General features: G+C 52.7%; 16 protein-coding genes. 1 reads left to right on the plus strand and 15 read right to left on the minus strand.

All coding sequences use genetic code 11. The annotated features are described in order from the left end of the window. Positions 1–235 precede the first annotated feature (235 nt). Complete coding sequence (locus AC0YN4_RS24010) at positions 236–2,407, plus strand: Ig-like domain-containing protein (RefSeq protein ID WP_475836976.1); 2,172 nt, start codon at positions 236–238, stop codon at positions 2,405–2,407. A 137-nt stretch (positions 2,408–2,544) separates the two neighbouring features. Here AC0YN4_RS24010 and AC0YN4_RS24015 read toward each other — a convergent pair whose 3' ends face one another. The 15 genes from AC0YN4_RS24015 to AC0YN4_RS24085 form a co-directional block, all read right to left on the minus strand. Continuing rightward, positions 2,545–2,901: a DNA-directed RNA polymerase subunit beta gene (locus tag AC0YN4_RS24015; protein ID WP_475783005.1), complete on the minus strand. Its 357-nt coding sequence runs from the start codon at positions 2,899–2,901 to the stop codon at positions 2,545–2,547. Positions 2,902–2,912: 11 nt separating this feature from the next. Continuing rightward, positions 2,913–3,734 carry a flagellar hook-basal body protein gene (locus AC0YN4_RS24020; protein WP_475783006.1) on the minus strand — a complete coding sequence of 274 codons (822 nt, stop codon included), beginning with the start codon at positions 3,732–3,734 and terminating at the stop codon, positions 2,913–2,915. Between the two features lie 47 nt (positions 3,735–3,781). Beyond that, complete coding sequence (locus AC0YN4_RS24025; protein WP_475783007.1) at positions 3,782–4,645, minus strand: flagellar hook-basal body protein; 864 nt, start codon at positions 4,643–4,645, stop codon at positions 3,782–3,784. 250 nt (positions 4,646–4,895) lie between these two features. Beyond that, the gene (gene mreB / locus AC0YN4_RS24030) at positions 4,896–5,903 is read right to left on the minus strand and encodes a rod shape-determining protein MreB (protein WP_090982294.1); all 1,008 of its coding nucleotides are present in this window, start codon (positions 5,901–5,903) and stop codon (positions 4,896–4,898) included. A gap of 166 nt (positions 5,904–6,069) precedes the next feature. Continuing rightward, on the minus strand, positions 6,070–6,357 hold the full coding sequence (gene spoIIID / locus AC0YN4_RS24035) for a sporulation transcriptional regulator SpoIIID (protein WP_090575384.1): 288 nt from the start codon (positions 6,355–6,357) through the stop codon (positions 6,070–6,072). A gap of 207 nt (positions 6,358–6,564) precedes the next feature. After that, entirely contained in the window at positions 6,565–7,314 is a 750-nt protein-coding gene (locus AC0YN4_RS24040; protein WP_475783008.1) for a peptidoglycan DD-metalloendopeptidase family protein, read from the minus strand. A gap of 103 nt (positions 7,315–7,417) precedes the next feature. Then, on the minus strand, positions 7,418–8,590 hold the full coding sequence (spoIID, locus tag AC0YN4_RS24045) for a stage II sporulation protein D (RefSeq protein ID WP_475836977.1): 1,173 nt from the start codon (positions 8,588–8,590) through the stop codon (positions 7,418–7,420). Positions 8,591–8,874: 284 nt separating this feature from the next. Next, positions 8,875–10,278: a UDP-N-acetylglucosamine 1-carboxyvinyltransferase gene (gene murA, locus AC0YN4_RS24050; protein WP_090982285.1), complete on the minus strand. Its 1,404-nt coding sequence runs from the start codon at positions 10,276–10,278 to the stop codon at positions 8,875–8,877. A gap of 223 nt (positions 10,279–10,501) precedes the next feature. Then, positions 10,502–10,747, minus strand: a complete 246-nt coding sequence (locus AC0YN4_RS24055; RefSeq protein ID WP_475783010.1) for a DUF1146 domain-containing protein — start codon at positions 10,745–10,747, stop codon at positions 10,502–10,504. Positions 10,748–10,771: 24 nt separating this feature from the next. Continuing rightward, positions 10,772–13,804 (minus strand): S8 family peptidase, encoded by a 3,033-nt coding sequence (locus tag AC0YN4_RS24060; protein ID WP_475783011.1) that lies wholly within the window; start codon positions 13,802–13,804, stop codon positions 10,772–10,774. A gap of 385 nt (positions 13,805–14,189) precedes the next feature. Beyond that, complete coding sequence (locus AC0YN4_RS24065) at positions 14,190–15,758, minus strand: NADH-quinone oxidoreductase subunit N (RefSeq protein WP_475783012.1); 1,569 nt, start codon at positions 15,756–15,758, stop codon at positions 14,190–14,192. Between the two features lie 3 nt (positions 15,759–15,761). Further along, positions 15,762–17,393, minus strand: coding sequence for a complex I subunit 4 family protein (locus tag AC0YN4_RS24070; RefSeq protein WP_475836978.1), 1,632 nt, complete (start codon positions 17,391–17,393; stop codon positions 15,762–15,764). Beyond that, on the minus strand, positions 17,393–19,261 hold the full coding sequence (gene nuoL, locus AC0YN4_RS24075; protein ID WP_475836979.1) for an NADH-quinone oxidoreductase subunit L: 1,869 nt from the start codon (positions 19,259–19,261) through the stop codon (positions 17,393–17,395). Before nuoL ends, AC0YN4_RS24070 begins: the two co-directional genes overlap by 1 nt. Before the next feature lie 4 nt (positions 19,262–19,265). Next, positions 19,266–19,568 (minus strand): NADH-quinone oxidoreductase subunit NuoK, encoded by a 303-nt coding sequence (nuoK, locus tag AC0YN4_RS24080; RefSeq protein WP_090982274.1) that lies wholly within the window; start codon positions 19,566–19,568, stop codon positions 19,266–19,268. Next, complete coding sequence (locus tag AC0YN4_RS24085) at positions 19,569–20,090, minus strand: NADH-quinone oxidoreductase subunit J (protein ID WP_475836980.1); 522 nt, start codon at positions 20,088–20,090, stop codon at positions 19,569–19,571. Positions 20,091–20,092 lie beyond the last annotated feature (2 nt).

The following is a 20,092-nucleotide window of genomic DNA, read 5'->3' on the forward strand; positions in this document are numbered from 1 at the left end:
AGATGCTTCAAAGTTTCTAACCCATTATACCTCTCCGCTGGAAAAAATAAAACTGTCCGAACTATGCATAAGACCAGCTGCAACCCACCATTCTTGCCGTTTCTTGGAACGGGAAATTCCCATGACCTGCGAACTAAATTTGGCAATACCTATCTGACACCTTCAATTTCCCTCCTCCAAAGCCGTTAATTATAATGGATAGGAAATTTATAGTCTTTGGAGGTTTTAGACAATCATGCGCACGAACAAACACGCAGCACCCCTGTGGCAACGCACCTGGCTTACAATGATGCTTGCCATTGTCCTGAGCTTCTCTTCCTTTGCAGGACTCGCTTACGCCGAAGAAGTCGTAACGGGAATTGCCTTCGAGAACGCTCCGTCACCCGCCGTGCTTTATATCGATGATGACTCCATTTCACTTGAAGTGAATGCCACTATACAAGGTGCAACTTCTGTTAAGAGCGTTACTACAGATGCTACTTGGAGCTCCTCCAATGCAGCCATTCTGAAAGTGTCCGCCGGTGTTGTTACAGGTTTAGCGAAGGGCACTGCAACGGTAAGCGCAACGTATAAAGGCTACAAAATCACGCTGCCTATAACCGTTAATTATCGCTACGACAGCGTAACGATCATGGAGGACGGGACAAATGTAGGTACCACTGAAGATGTACATCTGGGCGATACGATCGCCTATACCCTAACGGCTATCAAGAGCGGCAGCGCGAACGAGAACGTTACCGACTCCGCAACATGGACGAGTTCAAACCCCAATGTTGCCACAGTAGACGATGGCGACATTAAGCTGATTAATGCCGGCGAAACAACCATCACAGCCAAATATAAAGGAAGAAGCGATACGGTTAAGCTAATCGTAACCTCTCCTTATGATAAGCTCACCCTTTCACCTGACGACTTGCTGGAATTCTATGTTGGCGACAGCACCCAATCACTAACAGCCGTAGTCACTACGGAAGATGGCGATTCCGCAACCGTTACGGATACCGCGCAATGGAATTCCGGCAATGCAGCCGTTGCCACTGTATCCAAAGGTATCGTTACACCTGTAGGAAGCGGATCGACTACGATCACGGCTACGCATCTAGGCGTATCGAGCAGCATTACTGTCGTAGTCCGTCCTGCTTATGAAGCTATGCGCTTGAACCCCAAGGAAGATCAGCATCTGAGTATGCAGGATAGTCCGGTATCGTTCAGCGTAACGGTGATGAAAGGGACGGGAACACCTGAGGTCGTGACAAGCAAAGCAGCCTGGTCCTCCTCCAACTTGTTTGTAGCAACCGTTAAAGACGGCGTTGTTACCCCTAAAGGCGTTGGTACAACCGTTATTAAAGCGACTTACTTGGGTCTGTCCCAGGTGGTTTCGGTTACGGTTTATCCGACAGTCAGCAGCCTCAAAGCTGCTACTGAAACCGTTGACGCATTCGTAAACGAAAGCATTACACTGCCTAAGGTTTCAGCCGAATCGATAGCCGAAGAAACGATCGACGTAACCAACCTTGTTGCTTGGACGAGCAGCGACAAGGACATCGTGGACAAAGTAGATGGCAAGTGGACGGCGAAGAAGGTCGGTACAGCCGTTCTTACAGGTACCATTCAATCCAAGACGGTTACTGTTACTGTAGTCGTGCACGAGAAGCCGCTTATGCTGACGCCTGATCAATCGAACGCTTCCGTTGTCATAGGCAAAGAAGTGAAGCTGCCGATTATTACGCTCATGTATGAGAACGGCGAAGAAGAAGATGTGACGAGCCTTGTTACTTGGAAGAGCTCCTCAGCCAACTTGCTCGTGAAGGCTCCGAATATGAGAGGCCTGCAAGCCTCGAGCGTTACCCTTACTGCTTCGTATCTTGGCAAATCAACTACAATTCGTGTCACGATTGAAGAGGAAATTACGAAGCTGTTCGTGGATGCAAGCAGCCTTTCCCTGAACATCTCCCGTACCAAGAGCCTTAAAGTAACAGGTATTTATAAGAGCGGTAAATCGGTTTCCCTGAGCTCCAAGATGAACTGGACCATGAACCCAGAAACACTTGCTTCTATTAAAGGAAGCACTGTGAAAGCATTAACAGAGGGTACAGGTAAGCTGACAGGCACGTATCAAGGCAAATCAATCGAGGTGTCCATTACGGTCGTGGCTAAAGTGAAGAAGCTGACCTCGTCGGCCAAATCCCTTACACTTGCTGCAGAAGGCAAAGAAACGGTTAAGGTTACGGCTGAATACGATGTAGGCCGTATCACGGATGTAACGAAGAGTGCGGCATGGACGGTTGGCAACAATAAAGTAGCCACTGTCGAAGCCGGCGTCATTACGGCAGTCGGCAAAGGAAGCACGATGGTGAGAGCCACCTTTGACGGTAAATCCATCAGTATCCGTGTCATCGTCAAATAAGATGTAAACCAATAGCACCTCCTCGATACACATCGCAACTACTACGGTAGTCCGATGATATTCGAGGAGGTGCTTATTTATGCGGCTTGGATTAGAAACGGAAATCAAAAAGCCTGCTCGAATGAGCAGGCTTCCTATTAATCAGCGAACACTAGGTCATACATGTGCTTCCATGTGGCAATATCAAACACTTCGACTCCCGGCCGCTTGCCTATGATCGAATACCCCATGTACATGCCGCCGAGTACGGCTGCGATGCACAGAATGGGAACGATGCTCTTGCGAAGCGTCCATAATAAAGCCCGAAGTGCCGGATTGCGTTTCTTACGCGCTGATGATTTGCCTTTAACGGCTTCCATATCACGCTCAGATTGCATCGCACCGTTCTGACGCTGCCTCTCGCCCGCAGGCGCAGGATTCATCAGACTGGTACGTTCCAATTGAGAAACTCCATCTAAACCCGCCGCTGTTTCTTTCTTTGCATCCATACGCATTCACTCATTTCCTAGGCGCGCAAATTGTTTGCAAGGCCCAGCATCGTATCGCTGGAAGATAAAGCCCTTGAGCTGAGCGAATAAGCTCTTTGCACGCTAATCAATTCGGTCATCTCGTCGGACAAGACGACATTAGATTGCTCCAGAAAACCTTGTTTTATCGCGATCTTAGACTCGGCGCTTGCCGTAACGTCATGCATGACATCACTTACCTGAAATCCATCTGCAATGGCGAATAAGTTATCCGCAACCTGCGACAAGAGGGAAGGCTTGTCCACTTGTACCAGCTTCAACTGCCCCATCTGCACAATCTCACCGGATGGCAGCGTACCGACGATGCTTCCGTTCGGATCCATTCTGACTTCCTTCATCTCTGCAGGTATCTCAATCGGATCGCCGTCTACAGACGATATCGGGTATCCTTCTTTGGTTGTCAGGATATTGACGCCATCTCGCGTAAACGTGGTCTGGAATGAGCCGCCGCGTGTATAACCAAGATCACCTTCGGCGTTAACCGTTACCTCGAACAAAGCATTGCCTTCGATTGCTACATCAAGAGGCTGGTCCGTCTGTTGAATCGGTCCTTGGGAGAAGTCCGGCTGAATCATCGTCAGACGCGAACCCCAGCCTTGGTTGAAACCAAGCGGAGTCAGACGTCCCGGTTGATCAAACACTTCCGGCTGCTTCTTAAGCGTAGTCAGCAAATCTTCGAATGTGCCGGTCTTGCGCTTATAGCCGACTGTATTCACATTGGCAATATTGTCGGCGAGCAAGTCCAGCTTCTGCTGCAGCCCATTCATGGACACCATCGCATTAATCATCGAACCGTTCAATTTAGTAGCCTCCTCTGCCTGTATCGTCAAGCATTGCTTGTGGGCGGTTATACTCTGCCAATCTCATTTACCGCTTTATCTAAGCTTTTATCATAAAATTGAATAACCTTCTGATTCGCTTCATAAGCACGTGCCGCCGACATCAAGTCGACCATCGACTGCGCCGGATCCACATTCGAGCGCTCCACGTAACCCTGCTTCAACTCGATCCGATCGCCCGCAGCCATCGTCCGAACGCCTACATTCTCATCGCCTAGCTTGAATTTGCCGTCACCTTCACGAACAAGGTTATTCGGATTATCGACCACAGAGATGAGCAGTTGACCGGCGCTTTCACCTGTATCTACGTCAACCAGTTGATTATCGCTCGTAAGCGTAAGCTTGTTAAACGTCATACCCGCAGGCAGCTGAAACGGCTTCTCGTTAGCACCAATTACGCGGGACCCGTCCGGCAATGTCAGAAAGCCTTCGTCATCCAGCTTGAACTGACCATCACGCGTATAGCGCATTTCACCATTCGTATTCTGAACGGTGAAGAATGCCTGCGGTTGGAACACGTAGTTGCCGTCCGCCGACATCGCCTTACCCGATCCATCAAACGCCATGCCCGGCACTACAATGTCCGATACAATGGCAAAATCGCTGAACTGGTTCGTTTGCATCAAATCGCCCTGCAGGTTGATCTGCAAGCTCTCTTCCGCGAACACCCCGGTGTTCAGCTTGCCTACTGCGCGGCCTCCGCCGTCTTGAACGCCGGACAGACGCAGCAGCATATCTGGAAAAGAGTGCGTAACCGCACTTTTCTCTTTATAACCAGGTGTATTTAAATTTGAAATATTATTCGTTACAGTATCATGCCGGTGCTGCTGCGAAATCATGCCTGATGCAGCTGTGTACAGACCTCTTAGCATGAAGCTACCTCCTGAGCGCTCAACGTACGGGATAAGTTAGCGCAGAATGCTGCATTCGAAGCCTCGGCTTCAAACGCAAACCAATCTGCGTATATATTGTATATATCGGTTAACCCATCCTCACGATGAATAGAACGATTGCATGACTTTTGAACTAATCTTCATCCGTACAAAAGCTTGTCCCTTGGCACGCCCCCCTAAAGGCGTCCTACCCGAACATCCTGCACGCATCCATTCATCCCGTGATCGCTTAGCGTCTTCTATTGTCTCTGCGCGACGTACGGTCCAAATGGTCAAGCAGCAGGCCTGTTCCTTTAACAACGCAGTGCATCGGGTCTTCTGCAATCAGTACCGGTACCTTAAGCTCTTCTGCAAGCAATGCATCAAGGCCGCCCAGCAGCGCGCCGCCACCTGTTAAGATTACGCCGCGGTCAATAATGTCGGCCGACAATTCCGGCGGAGTCCGTTCCAGTACAGACTTAGCTGCCGATACAATAGACGATACCGGCTCCCAGAGCGCTTCGCGCACTTCTTCCGAGTAAATCGTCACGGTCAGCGGCAAGCCCGTAACCATATCCCGCCCGCGAATGTCGATCTCTTGTCTGGATCCATTGTCGTAGACGGAACCGATCTTAATCTTAATGTCTTCGCTTGTCCGTTCCCCGATCAAGAGCTTGTACTTGTTCTTGATGTACTTCATGATCGCTTCGTCAAACTTGTCCCCTGCGACTTTAATGGAAGAGGCGGTTACAACGTCGCCCATCGAAAGCACGGCCACGTCCGTTGTACCGCCGCCAATATCAACAACCATGTTGCCGCTCGGCTGGTAGATATCCATGCCTGCGCCAATCGCAGCTGCCTTAGGCTCCTCTTCAAGAAAGACATCCTTGGCGCCGCTGCGCTCTGCAGCCTCGCGGATCGCCTTCTGCTCTACCGAAGTAATGTTGGTCGGTGCGCAAATTAAGATCCGGGGGCGGCTGTGCCAAGAGCGGCCGCCCACGCGATCGATAAATGCCTTCAACATGATTTCCGTAATTTCAAAATCAGCGATAACACCGTCTCTAAGCGGTCTGATGGCGATTATGTTACCAGGGGTCCGTCCTACCATCCGATGCGCTTCTTCACCTACTGCAAGCACGCGCTTCGTCTCGCTCTCAATCGCGACGACAGAAGGCTCATCAAGTACAACGCCCCTCCCTCTTACATGAATGGACACGTTAGCTGTTCCTAAATCAATCCCAATATCCTTGCTAAACATAATGTCTCTAATTCCTCCACGTCGAATGACGAATGTCGCAAATTCAAACTTGCGAATGTGATCGCAAAACAATCGTCTTTAGTAGTAAGTAGTCAGGTGCACTGATCATCCTGTTTAGTATTCGCTGAAATGTACGAAATTCCTCTATTTTTGTAGAAAAAATCGCTTACGATTTTGCCGCGGCAAGAACCTCACGCTTGCGTCCTGAGCTCTTCTTATACTTGATTTTGGTTGCTTCTCCTCCCCTCAGGTGCCGGATCGATTTGTGGTATTCCAGAATGTGCTTGACCTGGTCTGCCAAATCGGGATTTATTTCCGGTAATCGCTCGGTCAAATCCTTGTGCACCGTGCTTTTGGAGACGCCAAATTCTTTAGCAATCGTCCGCACCGTATGCTTCGTCTCGACGATGCAACGGCCGATTTTTATGGTCCGTTCTTTGATATAATCGTGCACGCTCCCGCCTCCCTACTCGAGATAGTTTGGTACAGTATATGAGGGGTACGGGTATATATTCTTTGTGTCCAAGCGTGACAAGCTAAAGAACAGCAATTATTTTCAGATACGGCCGCTTTTCCACTCCAAAAGTCCCATTTCACAAGCAAAAGAACATAAAAAAAAGAAGGCAGGGTATCCTGCCTTCATAAAGCACTCCGCTTGCTTCTAGTTCTCAGTTGCGCTTGCGGAATCAGATGTGATAAACGTATTGGGGTTAATCGCTTTGCCGTCCTTGCGCACTTCAAAGTGCATGTGGACGCCAAGTTCTTTCTCCAGCTCACTTCTGCCGGCTTTCGCAATGACCGTGCCTTGCTTCACTTCATCGCCCACTTTAACTTGCACGTCGCTCAAGCTGTGGTAGACGGTTACGATTCCGTCCGCATGCTTGATCTCGACAATGTTGCCGTTAAGCGGGTGTTTCTCGGATACGATGACGCGGCCGCTCAGCGCTGCCGATACATCAAATGCCGTGTCGTTCTTCGCGAAGTCAATGCCCATGTTCGTTACGAACGTGTTGCCCGATTGAATCAGAGCGGCTTGACGCTCTTCACCGGAAGCTTTCGCATCATAGAACGGCGCTACAACATCCAGCTGGCTGCGGTCAACAGGCCATTTCATCAATTCTGACTCCGATGAGTTAACTGCTTCGTCATCTGCCGGCAATTGGTCTGCTGTCATTCCATCCGTTGTACCTTGAGAGACTTCTACGTCGGTGCTGGCTGGCTTGTTACTAGTTTCCCCAGCTCCCCCATAGAGCCACATTAAGGTTACGATAATTGCTGCCGCGGCTAGGAATGCTGACGGTGCTGCCCACTTCTTCGCAAGCAGCTTTCTCCATGCAGATGGTTTGACGGCAGTGCCTCCCACTACATTTTTGGGAGCTTCTTCATTGAACTTTGATTTGTTATCACTCATTGTTCGATCACCTCACTAGCCATTGTTGCCACAACCTAGCAGTTTATACGTGAGGGTTTAACATTTTTTGAGATTGTTAGAGAAGCTAGGGGCGATGGCTGCGCTAGTCTACCAGCCCTTTCGCTTTCGAAAGCTGCGTTCCCGAATAATAGTGTGCGAGAATCTCTGCAGCCGTTCCCCCTTTTTGCGCCATACCGTTTGCTCCCCATTGACTCATTCCGACACCATGGCCATAGCCGAAAGTGGTGATTTGGATTTCATCATCGAGGATGGTCCAGTTGAACTGCGAGGAGGCCAGTCCCAGCTTCTCTCGAATCTCTCTGCCGCTTAGCATCTCCCTGCCAACCATAACCGTCTTAATGCGTTTGCCCGCTGTCGTATCCAGAATACGCATCTGCCGGACCGCACTTTTCTTAATGCCAAGCTTCTTGCTAAAATCATTGAGCGACATCGTAACCGTTTCTTTATAGCTAGGTGAAATCGCCTTGTCCCACGGGCTGGCAACGCTGCGTAAGTACGGAAGATCCAGATCCCAATAATCCGAAGCATTCTCGGTGTACCCGTTGCTCGTTGAGAAGAAGGCCGCCTGGATCGGCTCCCCTTCATAGGTCACGATCTGCCCCTTGGTTTGCGATACAGCCTCATTCAGCTTCTCGAGGTTCTTTTCCTTGCTTGTCCCGCTCCAGCGTGACAGAAGCGAACTCAGAGGCACATATACTTGGTTCATGACGGTATCGTTCACATCTGCCTTCTTTGCTTCACCGCTCAGCCCGCTGCGGTCGTTCGCCTGCATTCGTTTATAGATATAGGTTCGGGCTGCGATCGCCTGCGCCTTCAGAGCCTCCAATTCAAAATCAATCGGCATCTCGCCGGCCAGCACGCCGCGCACATAAAGCTCAATGGGCATTTTCTCAATCCGTTTCTCCTTGGTGAGATACACGTTAACCCACATTCGGTCGTAGGCGCTGAGTGCGTTGAACCCTTTATTGCCGCTGCCGACCGATTGCGCTTCCTTCATAGGCTGCTTGTCCGTCTCGGTTGGCACTGCGCTTTCCTCTACTGCGGCAGTCTGCTTGGATGCGTCGTTGCCGAACACCTGCTGCTGATCCGCTGCTTGGCCAATCTCGCCGTTCTTGGCAGCCGCATTCCTATCGTCCAGGAGATAGACAGCCCCTCTCACCAGCACGACAAGCAGCAACCCCCACGTAAACCACAACATCCAGCCTCTCCACCACCGGCTCCTCGGACTGCCTGTCCGCCATCTCACACGTTCCATCTGCTGCTCCTTCCTGTTCTGCTAATCTCATTTCTCTTAATTCCTATTTGCTACAGTCTATGAACCGGAAAAGTAGGATAGTACCGAATAAGTAGGGGTCTTCACCATTGTCACACCTCGAGCGTCGAGAAACCCGACTCTCAAACGTAATGTTTGCTGAGAGCTCATCTTCCCTGCGGGGGGAGGGGAGATTATCGCCAATCTGCACAAAACAAAAGCTGCCTCTTGCGTTCACAGGTGAACGCAAGAGGCAGCTTATTACGATTATGTGTTAGGAATGAATCTTATGCCCAGGTAGGTTGAACCTTCAGGCGCGGAGTTTCTTTTTCACGCTTCACCGGTTCTGCGGACATTGCTGCTACAACGACTGGTTCCTCCAGCACTGCAGCAACGCCTTCGAGCACTTTAGAATACACAGGCTCAGCCGGTATCGGATCAACACGGTGGATATTAGCGCCAAGCGCCGCAAGCTTACCGGTAATGTCGACATAGCCGCGATCTACGTGGTGAAGGCCGGTAATTTCGCTCTCACCGTCCGCACAAAGAGCTGCACAGATAAGTGCTGCACCTGCACGAAGATCGGTAGCGGTTACTTTTGCGCCAGTCAGTGCTGTGTTGCCGCTTACGATGGCCATGCGGCCGTCGATCTTAATTTGAGCGCTCATCTTCTGGAACTCCTCGACATGCATGAAACGGTTCTCGAAGATCGTCTCCGTCACGATGCTGGTGCCTTCGGCAATCAACAGAATCGCCATCATCTGCGACTGCATATCGGTTGGGAATCCGGGGTATGGTAACGTCTTGACGTCTACTGATTTCAATTTCTGCGGACCCACTACGCGCAGACCGTTGTCTGTCTCCGTAATGGCAACGCCCATCTCTTCAAGCTTCGAGATCACCGGTGCCAAATGCTCGCCGATTGCGCCGTCAATATGAACATCGCCGCCGGTCATGGCAGCCGCGATCATAAAAGTACCCGCTTCCACACGGTCCGGAATGACAGTATGGTGAGCGCCCTTCAGCTCCTCCACACCCTCAATACGGATAATGCCCGTGCCTGCTCCGCGAACCTTCGCACCCATAGCATTCAGGTAATTGGCTAGATCCACGATCTCCGGCTCCTTCGCCGCGTTCTCGATGGATGTGGTGCCTTCTGCAAGTACAGCCGCCATCATGATGTTCTCCGTTGCGCCTACGCTGGCTACATCGAGATAGATCTTGGCGCCTTTGAGCTTGCCTTCCTTGCGTGCTTCGATAAAACCTTGACCAAGGACGATCTCGACGCCCATCGCCTCGAAGCCCTTCAAATGCTGGTCAATCGCACGTGTGCCGATTGCACATCCACCCGGGAGAGAAATTCTTGCACGCCCAAGACGAGCCAGAAGCGGTCCCATAACGAGGAAGGATGCACGCATCTTGCGCACCCACTCATAAGGAGCTTCGAACGAAGTCAAATTGGCTGCGGATATCCGCATCGTTTCATTGTCATATGTCAGTTTCCCGCCTAAGGCAGAAAGCACTTGTTGAATCGTAATTACATCGTCTAGATTAGGCACGTCATAAATGACGCTCTCGCCTTCCTTTGCAAGTAACGTGGCAGCGAGAATCGGTAATACGGCATTCTTTGCTCCGCTTACACGAACGTTTCCGGATAGTCGCTGGCCGCCGCGGACGATTATTTTGCTCATCTTTAGGTTTCCCTCCGCGTGCAGTAGATTCTTGTCTTATGCACAATTAATGGTACGGTACTCCGTACCCAACCTACATCTTACCACCCGTCTACAAGAAACGACAAGCGTTATTTTCTACCTGTCGAACCCGCACCTGAAATGGCTTTTTTTATAGTATTCGCAGCCTATTTTTCGTTTCGTACCGTCATATACTACCCATTGTTTACATATTGCCACCTTGTTATTCGACAATTCCCTTAAGCAAGCCCGACCAGTTCCAGTAATCGAGTACGAAGCCGGCAAAGCCATGCCCGAGCACGATGGCGAGCATAATTTGCAAAATACGTGCCTGTGAGCTGCGCGGGCGCTTCAGGATCGTGTCAAACTTCAGCTCTTGCAAGACAATCCAAGCCATTGCAATGCTAAACAGCTCAACAACAATGGAAATAAGTGCATGTACGCCGGCATTAGCGGCTAATTGATCCATTCGATTGACTCCCTGCTACAAATTCTACATGTTCATGGCTCGAAGCAGCAGTGCCGCGAACTCCGCTCGCGTTGCCGTCTGCTCCGGCCTAAAGCTGCCGTCCGGGTATCCCCCGAGCAGCTCTTGTTGCTTCATCGTCTGAATAGCCGGTGCGGACCAACGCGTCAGCTTCACATCCACGAAAGTCGCTGCATAAGGAAGTGAGCTGTTCAGCTGGAGGGCCCGAAGCAGAATGACCGCCATTTCTTCGCGGGTTATCGGCTTATTAGGACCAAAGGCCCCGCCCGGATAACCACCGACCCATCCGGTTCCTGAAGCTTTTGTAATGGCGGCGTACGCCCAGTGCTTAGAGGTGACATCCGTGAAGCTCGGTCCCGTGCTTGCAATCGGATTCAGTGCCCTCACCAGCATGGAGATCGCTTCTGCTCGCGTAATGCTCCGATTCGGGTAGAAGCGGTAGTTGCCGCTCCCTTCCACGATGCGGTCATTGCTCAGCGCTACAATTGTATCTGCTGCCCAGTGACCGGTAATATCGCGAAACCCTGCCACGACCGGTTCTGCATCCATGCGAAAGCCATAGTACTGTCTGTCAAAGCTGCTGCTCGCCGTCACCTTGACGTAATACAGGCCTGCCTGTACGCGCTGCTCTTTGACCATGCGGGTATCATTCTTTGCGGATTGCAAGGTAAATAACAGCTGCTGCCGTTTATCAAACACCTCCGCCTTCATTCGGATTCCACTCGGAATACCGTTAACCTGCACGGATAACACACTTTCACTTCCAAGGCGCAATTGATACCAATCGGCATCCTCTGCCCCTATGACACCCCAGTAATCAGAACCTTTGGCTATCCCTGTTGCTTCATACGATTTGTTGTTCGGCTCGTTGGGATCCGTATATTTGGAAATAAGCTCTATATTCAGTGTATACGCCGCAGCAGACGGACCGGCCTGTGCCGACATTCCGTTATGAACGCGTATGTAATAGATACCCGGTGTAACATTGATCAGATCCGAGGTTTCCGTCTCGCCTTCACTGTTCTCGTCGATTTCCTGCAGCGTTGCCCCTTGCCGCCCGAAGGCGAGTGCGGGATCAATTCGTGCGGAGTCGGTAGAAAGCGAGAGCTTGAGCGTGCCCCCCGTTTCAAAATGAATAGCGTACCAGTCACGATCCCCCGTCTGATGAAAATTCCCCGTCACCTGCTGGGACTTCGGTTTCAGCGTAAATGCTTGATACTGCTTATCGTTCATTTCGTAGCTATCCGGTGCAATCTCAAAGGAGGAGGTCAGCAAATAAGGCAGCCGCTGCTTCGTCGTTTGGGCGAAGAAGTGGAGCTCAAATTCATTCCTCCCTTTCTTAACGTTCCACTCGACGGTTTGGTTGCCGAGTTTCGTAACTTTCGTGCCTTGCACTACGCCTCCCACAACATGAGTCACTTGGAGAATTGGCGTTGTCTCCCCACCTGAGAGAAGCCCTTGAAATTGAAGGGATATCACGCCATCATAAGGAGCGTCAAGCGTATACCAATCCTTATCTTGGCCGCCTGCAAGCTCAGCTGCGATTCTTTTGCCAAGCGGGAACTTCTGCGCGGTCTGCCTGGTGTCGTTCGGCTCATAGCCATCTGCTCGAAGAACTCCCGTTACAGCACGGTCGATCTGAAGCAGGCCGTAGCCGCTAGCATCATCCACCCCCGGTTTGCCAATATCCCTTGCCGTTTGCCTGAGCAAAGCACGTACCTGGTAGGGTTTGTAGCTGGGATGTACCGCCCATACGAGCGCTGCCGCTGCCGCTGCCTGAGGCGCAGCCATCGAGGTGCCTTCTTCATGCTTGTACCCGCCGCCCAGTGCCGTCGTATAGACATGCCATGGTGCCGCAATATCATTCTCCGGACCGGCATTGGAGCGCGGCTCCGGTTTCCCATCCGCGTCAACACCGGCCACAGCAAGTACCGTAGCGTAAGCGGCCGGATATTTCACTTCGGCCTTCGAACCCAGCGCCAGCCCGTCGTTCCCGCTGGCCGCTACAAGCAGCGCCCCCTTCGACTCCGCATATTGCACGATGTCACGGAGATAAGGCGAATAGCGATAGAGACCAACGGAGAGGACGAGTATGCGAGCACCATGATCGACCGCATAGACAATCGCCTTGCCCAGCCGCTCTTCATCGCCGAAGCCATCGGCATCCAGCGCTTTGATCGGCATAAGCTTGGCACGCCATAGAATGCCTGCAATGCCTTCTTTATTGTTCCCTTCGCCCGCAAGAACCCCGGCTACTGCCGTCCCGTGTCCGTTGTCATCCTCCGGCGGCTTGCCCGGGCTGACCAGATTCGTACCGGCCACCAAGTTGTTCTTGAGATCCGGGTGGTCCAAATCGACGCCGGTGTCAATGAGCGCAATGGTCAGATCCAGCTGATCATGCACTTTCGACCAGGCGGTCTGGGCCCCGATCTGATCCAGATGCTGCAGCTTCGGCAGCTCCGGATCATTGCTCGCCGGCACGGCCAGCAGCTTGACGCTGCCGATCGGCTGGGCGTACGCGATCTCCGGCATCCGCTGCAGCCGGAGGAGCCACTCGGACGTGTCCGCCCCCGGGTCCTCGGGGCGGACAACGTCCACCGCGCCCGCCGCCGGCATCGCCAGGCGGCGGAGCAGGCGCGTCCCCGGCAGCGGCTTCGCCAGCGCCGGGTCGCGCCACTTGATGAGCCAGCCGCCGGTGGGCGCGGGCTCATCTTGGCCGCCGGCGGCGGCGGGTTCGCCCGCGGCCGCGCCATGCGGCGGGCCGGCGGTTGCCGCCGCAGGCGGCGAGGCCGCGGGAGCGGCCCCTGCGGCGGCGGCGGATGCCGCGCCGGCAGGGGCGCTCCACAGCAGCAGCGCTGCGAGCACGGCGTGCAGCGCGGTGCGACGTGCAGCGCGGCGCGGCACAAATGCCGCCGCAAACGCCGCCGCTGTCGCCACGGCCGCAGCTAAACGACTGCCGACTCGGCGCGGCGCCGCGGAATAAGACGTATCCTTATAGCCTAGTGTTGGCATAACAGCCACTGTCCCTTTCGGCTTCATACAAGTGTTAGAATCCCTATTGGAGATGATCATCCTAGTCTGCCTTTAACCCGCAGCCTGTGATCTGAAACGTTTCGCTTCCCGAGTCCCATTCTCCTTTAAGGAATTTGTAGAAACAACAATTAAAAGGTCGATAGTCCCGCTTTTATAGCTGTTTACTCCGATGTTTATGCGCCGATATGCCTGACTTAATCTAAAGATTCGTTGAACTTCGATAATAATGAACTAGGACAAGAGAACCCCCGAAAATCAGCATGGGTTCGACCTTGTACGGCTTGTCCATGCAATCGATGCCACTTCGCTTCATTTCAAACAACAAAAGAGCGGACCCGCAGGCCCGCTCCTCGTCCTTTCGACCCTAACTTAACCCTGCCCTGCTGCTAAGCTATCGGACAAACAAATCATTTACGATTGAGAAATGCGTGTTAATCCAGTTCAATACCGGACTTGGCACGATACCGAGCGCCACGGTAGCGCCCGCACACAGCCAGATGACGATGCCGCTTGTGACCGGAACTTGCACCTCATTATCAATAGTAGCCCGCATGAACATTTGCCTGATGATGCCGAAGTAGAAATAATACGAGATTACGCTGCTCACGACCATAATCGCTGCAATCCAGTAGAGATGCGACTGCGCCGCACCAAGTAAGATAAACAGCTTCCCGAAGAAACCGCCTGTAATCGGCAGGCCCGCTAACGAGAGGACGAAGACGACCATCGCTGCTGCGGTCCAAGGAGCCCTGTAATAGAGTCCCGAGAAGCCGCCTACTTCTTCGCTGCCGGCCGACTTGCTAATGACGGTGAACACGGTAAGCGCACCGATCGTCATCAGCAGGTATGCCGCGAGATAGAAGATAAACTCCCCGAAATTCGAGGCATGCATGCCTTTGAGCGAGAGTCCAAGCGGAACGAGCAGATAACCCGCATTCGCAACACCGGACAAGGCAATCAGACGTTTGACGTTGAATTGTCTGAGCGCCATCGTCGATCCTACCAGCATCGCGGCTGCAGCCATCACATTGAGCGCTAGGAATATATCATCCGCAATCGGCTTCTCAGGCGATGAAGCGTAGAAAGCCACATTGTACACGAGGCGGAAAATAACCGCGAATGCCGCGCCTTTGGAGACGACGGCCAGGAAAGCCGTAATCGGCGTAGGGGCTCCTTGGTAGACATCCGCTGCCCAGTAATGAAACGGAGCTGCGGCGATTTTGATCCCAAGACCCGCTAAGATGAAGAAGAATCCGACGTAGAGCAGTGCCGGGAAGTCGGCTGAATGCTGTTGAACCCCTTGCGCAATCGCGCCAAGATTCGTCGCGCCTGTAATGCCATAGAGATACGACATCCCGAACAGGATCAACGCCGAGGAGATACCGCCCGTCACCACGTACTTAAACGCGGCCTCTGACGATTGCACCGCCTGCTTGCGAATACCGACGAGCACGTAGGTTGTAATGCTTAACAGCTCCAGCCCGATGTAGAGCGTGATCAGATCTCCCGAGGAAGCCATAATCATCGCACCGACGACTGCCGGGAGCAGCAAGTAATAGAATTCACCTTTATCCACGATGTCTGATCGCTTCACCGTACCCAGGCTCATCAGCACGATAAGTGCGGTTGCCACCAGGAACACGATCTTAAGCATGCTGGAGAAATAATCAATCCGGTAGCTGTCAGCCATGATACGAATGACACCGCTCATCGTTTGACCGGCCGCTTCCGCATCTGCCGTCTTCGAAGCCATGTCCAGCATTCGCCAGGCGACGAAACCAAGCGAGGTCAGGATGCCGCCAAGCGTCAACCAGCCAATAACGCTCCTGCTCGAACGGCGCGGCAAGAATAAATCCACTACAGCGAGCACAATTGTAAAAGCGATCAGAATCCATTCCGGGGCGAGATAGCCTGCATCGCTCCAGGTGAGCGATTGCAGCTGTTGTTGTGCAGCTTCCATCGTCTACCTCCCCGCCTTCTCTGTAAGTTGCTGAAGCAGCATGTCAAAACCATGCTTCATCGGCTCCGTCAGAACAGCCGGGTATACCCCGATCAGTACGATGAATGCCAGCAGCGTAATCATCGGCACCGCTTCAATGAGGCGCACATCCCGTGCCGCCGCGAACCGTTCCGGCATCGAGCCGAAGGTAATGCCAAGTATGCTCCGAAGCACATAGATGGCTGTCAGAATAACGCCGAGCACCGCAATGCCCGTAATCACTCTCATGGAATCGAACAGTCCTAAGAATGAGAGGAACTCGCCTACGAATCCGGATAAACCCGGCAAGCCGAGAGAGGCCATACCGGCCGTCAGCAGAATACCGCTCATGAACGGCATGCTTCTGGCCAAACCTCCGAGATCCTTCAGCTCCGTCGAGCCCGTACGTTCGTAGATGCTGCCGACAACCAAGAACAGCAGCGCGGAGATTAAACCGTGCGAGATCAATTGAATGAGGGCGCCATTGAGCCCGATTTCATTAAAGGAAGCGATCCCGAGCAGCACGATCCCCATATGACTGATCGAGGAGTAGGCAAGCACGAGTTTAAATTCTTTCTGCACGAGCGCCAGTATCGCGCCATACAGAATATTCACGACACCGAGTATGGCCAGCGCCACCGCCCAATCCTTCGCTACCCCCGGGAACATGAATACCCCGAAACGGAGTAACCCATACGCTCCCATCTTGAGCAGAACGCCGGAGTGGATCATAACGACAGAAGGCGGCGCTTCGGCATGTACCTGCAGCATCCACGTATGGAACGGGAAGATCGGCAGCTTAATGCCGAATGCGATCAACAGTAATAGGAAAATAACCCAGCGCATCCGTTCCGAGAGATAGAGCGGATTATCCTGCCCCTGCATCTGTTCCGTCGACATATTCACATAGGAGTCCGGACTCGTCAGATTGTTGCTGATCACTTCGTAACTGCCGCTGTAGCTCAGGTTCGTCTGCTGTTTCTCCGGCAGCTGCTCCACGCGGAAGCCTGCCGTTGCAACAAGCATCACGAAAGCCAGCAGCATAATCGCAGAGCCGATTCCGTTATAGAGCAGAAACTTATTCGCCGCTTTCTCGCGGTTCATATAGCCCCAGATCCCGATTAAGAAGAACATCGGAATAAGGGTCATTTCGAAGAAGACGAAGAACAAGAAGACATCTCGCGCCAGGAATACGCCGATCATGCCGACTTCAAGGAGCAAGAACCAGATATAGAACGACTTCCATCGTTTCTTCACATGCACGGAAGCCAGTGCAGCCATAACACCGACAATGGTAGTGAGCAGCAGCAGCGGCAGCGACAGACCATCGATGCCCATGTGATATTGGAAGGTGAACGAATAGGAGCTCACATCGCCAACCGCTTCTTTGTTCAGCGAGGTATCAATCCAGGTTGCCGTCTCTTCATAGCTCTTCCCGCCCTTGGTGCCGTCATAATCGGCATACAGCCATAGCGACAACAGCAGGGGAAGAATCGTAGCCGAGATCGCAGCCACCTTCAGCCAGCGGCTCCGATGCTTAGGTAGAAACAGAAGCACCAGAATGCCTAGCAGCGGAGAAAATGTAATAAGAGATAGAATCGGAAGATTAGCCAGCATCACCAGAACCTCCTTCCGACAATTGCCACAATAAGAACGACAAGACCCAGCAGCGTGACCAATCCATAGGTTTGGATTTGTCCGGATTGGAGCCTTGTTCCGCCGCGGCCGAACAGCACTGCCGTTCCGCCTGCTACGCGAACAAGTCCATCCACCACGTAGTCATCCACCATATTCAGCAGTTGGCCCAGCCCGCGCAGCGGACGTACCAGCAGCATGTCATACAGCTCATCCATGTAATATTTGCGCTCAAGCAGCCTTACAAGCCAAGGTGCCCTTGAGGATACCGCATCCCGTGCAATGGTTCCTTTGACGAAGACCAGCCAGCCCAGATACAACCCTAGCAGACCGACAGCTGCGGAAATCACCATCACGAGACCGCCTCCGCCATGCTCCTTCTCGGCACCGTCGGTTAACCATGTTCCGAGCGTATCGTTCCAAGGCGTTTGAATAAAACCGGCCACAACCGCCAGCACCGCCAGAATGATCAACGGAATCGTCATCGAGGACGGTGACTCATGGGCATGGTCGCCTTTCGGCTTGCCCATAAAGACGAGGAAGAACAGCCTCGACATGTAGAATGCAGTGAAGAATGCCGCTATTACGCCGACTACGAAGAGCACCGGTTTCTCGTGAAGCGCCTCATTGAGAATCAAATCCTTGGACCAGAAGCCCGAGAACGGCGGAATACCGGAAAGCGCAAGCGCTCCGATGCCGAACGTCCAGGTTGTAATGCGCATTTTGGAGCTTAAGCCGCCCATCTCGTGAATGTTTTGCGTATGTACGGCATGAATGACGCTGCCCGCTCCCAGGAAGAGCAGTGCTTTGAAAAAGGCATGCGTGAAGAGATGGAAAATACCGCCCGTCATCGAGCCAAGCCCAAGAGCCATCATCATGTATCCAAGCTGGCTGACCGTAGAGTAAGCGAGAATTCGCTTAATATCATTCTGCGCGACACCGATGGTAGCGGCGAATATGGCGGTAAAGCCGCCTACATACGCGACGATATCCATAGCTGTCTGTGAAGCTTGGAAAATATCAAACGTCCGTGCAACGAGGTAGATCCCTGCAGCAACCATGGTTGCAGCATGGATCAGCGCACTGATCGGCGTCGGGCCTTCCATCGCATCCGGAAGCCAGACATGGAGCGGAAACTGACCGGATTTGCCGACAGCGCCGATAAAGATCAGCACCGCAATCCAAGTCGTTACCCCTGCAGCGATGACAGCCGTTCCACCGTCAAAGGCATTACCTATACTTACAAAATCCAGCGCATGCTCCGGCATGTACCAATAGAGCACCAAGATACCGAGCAGCAAGCCCGCATCGCCAATCCGCGTCACGATGAACGCTTTCTTGGCCGCAGCTTTAGCCTCCGGTTTACTATACCAGAACCCTACGAGCAGGAAGGAACAAACCCCTACCAGCTCCCAGAAAATATAGAGCGTCAGCATATTATCAGCCAGCACGAGGCCGAGCATCGAGAACGTGAAGAGTGCAACGTAGCTGTAGAAAACGGAAATCCGTTCATCGGTCTTCATGTAGCCTGCCGAGTACACGTTCACCAAGAAGCTGACGGACGTCACGACGACCAGCATGATTGCCGTTAAATTCGTGACCTCGAAGCCGGCATTCATCACGAGACTGCCGAGCTCGATCCATTTGAACGCATATTGATAATAAGCAGAGCCATCTGCCATATGCTCGATCAATACGAGAATGGACAGCACCAGAGCTGCAAAAGAGCCTACTACACCGAGCGTTACGCCAAGCATCCGCTGGCCGCGCCCGAAGGCAAGCAGCAGCAGGAAGGCCGCGAACGGGAAGAGCGGAATCAGCCAGGCTGATTGCGAGAAACTTGTATCCATGCCGTTACCTCCTCATTTCGTCATACTCATCCGCATTGACAGTCCCGCGTGCGCGGAACAGCGCAATCAGTACGGCGATTCCGACAGCCGCCTCGGCAGCTGCAACGGCAATGCTGAACAGGGTGAACATCTGTCCTGTCAGCGAGGGGACAACACCATATTTGGAGAATGCGACGAGGTTGAGGTTTACTGCGTTCAGCATGAGCTCAATCGACAATAGGATGATAACGGCATTCCGTTTGACAAGCGCGCCGTAAAGCCCGATACAGAACAGAATCGCGGCCATGGTCAGATAGGAAGATAACATCTATTCGGCCTCCTTCTTCGCCAGCACGATAGCCCCGATAAAGGCAACCGTCAGCAGCACCGATACGAGCTCGAACGGAATGACATAACCGGTAAACAGCAGCTTGCCGATCTCCATCGTATTGTCTGCCGAAGCCGGCATCAGCGGCTGCTCCGGCTCCGGAAACTCGGACTGACGGATGGCATAGAACAGAATGCCGAACAGCGCAAGCGCGCCGATGGCCGTCAATGTTTCGCGCAGCGGCTTAGCCTGCTCGGCCTCCGCCTCCTGATGCTTGGTCATCATAATGCCGAAGATCATCAGAATGGAGACCGCTCCCGCGTAGATGAGCACTTGCACGAAAGCCAGAAACTCCGCTTCCAGCAGAACGAACATCCCGGCAATGCCGATAAATACAGCTGCGAGCGAGACGACCATGTGGACGACTTTGGTGAAGCTGACCATCAATACGGCACCGCTGATAATCAGGACGGAGAAGACGAAGAAGGCGACGAATTCACCGGAGAAATTAAAGTTGAACATCG

It is taken from the genome of Paenibacillus sp. J22R3, from assembly GCF_056269305.1.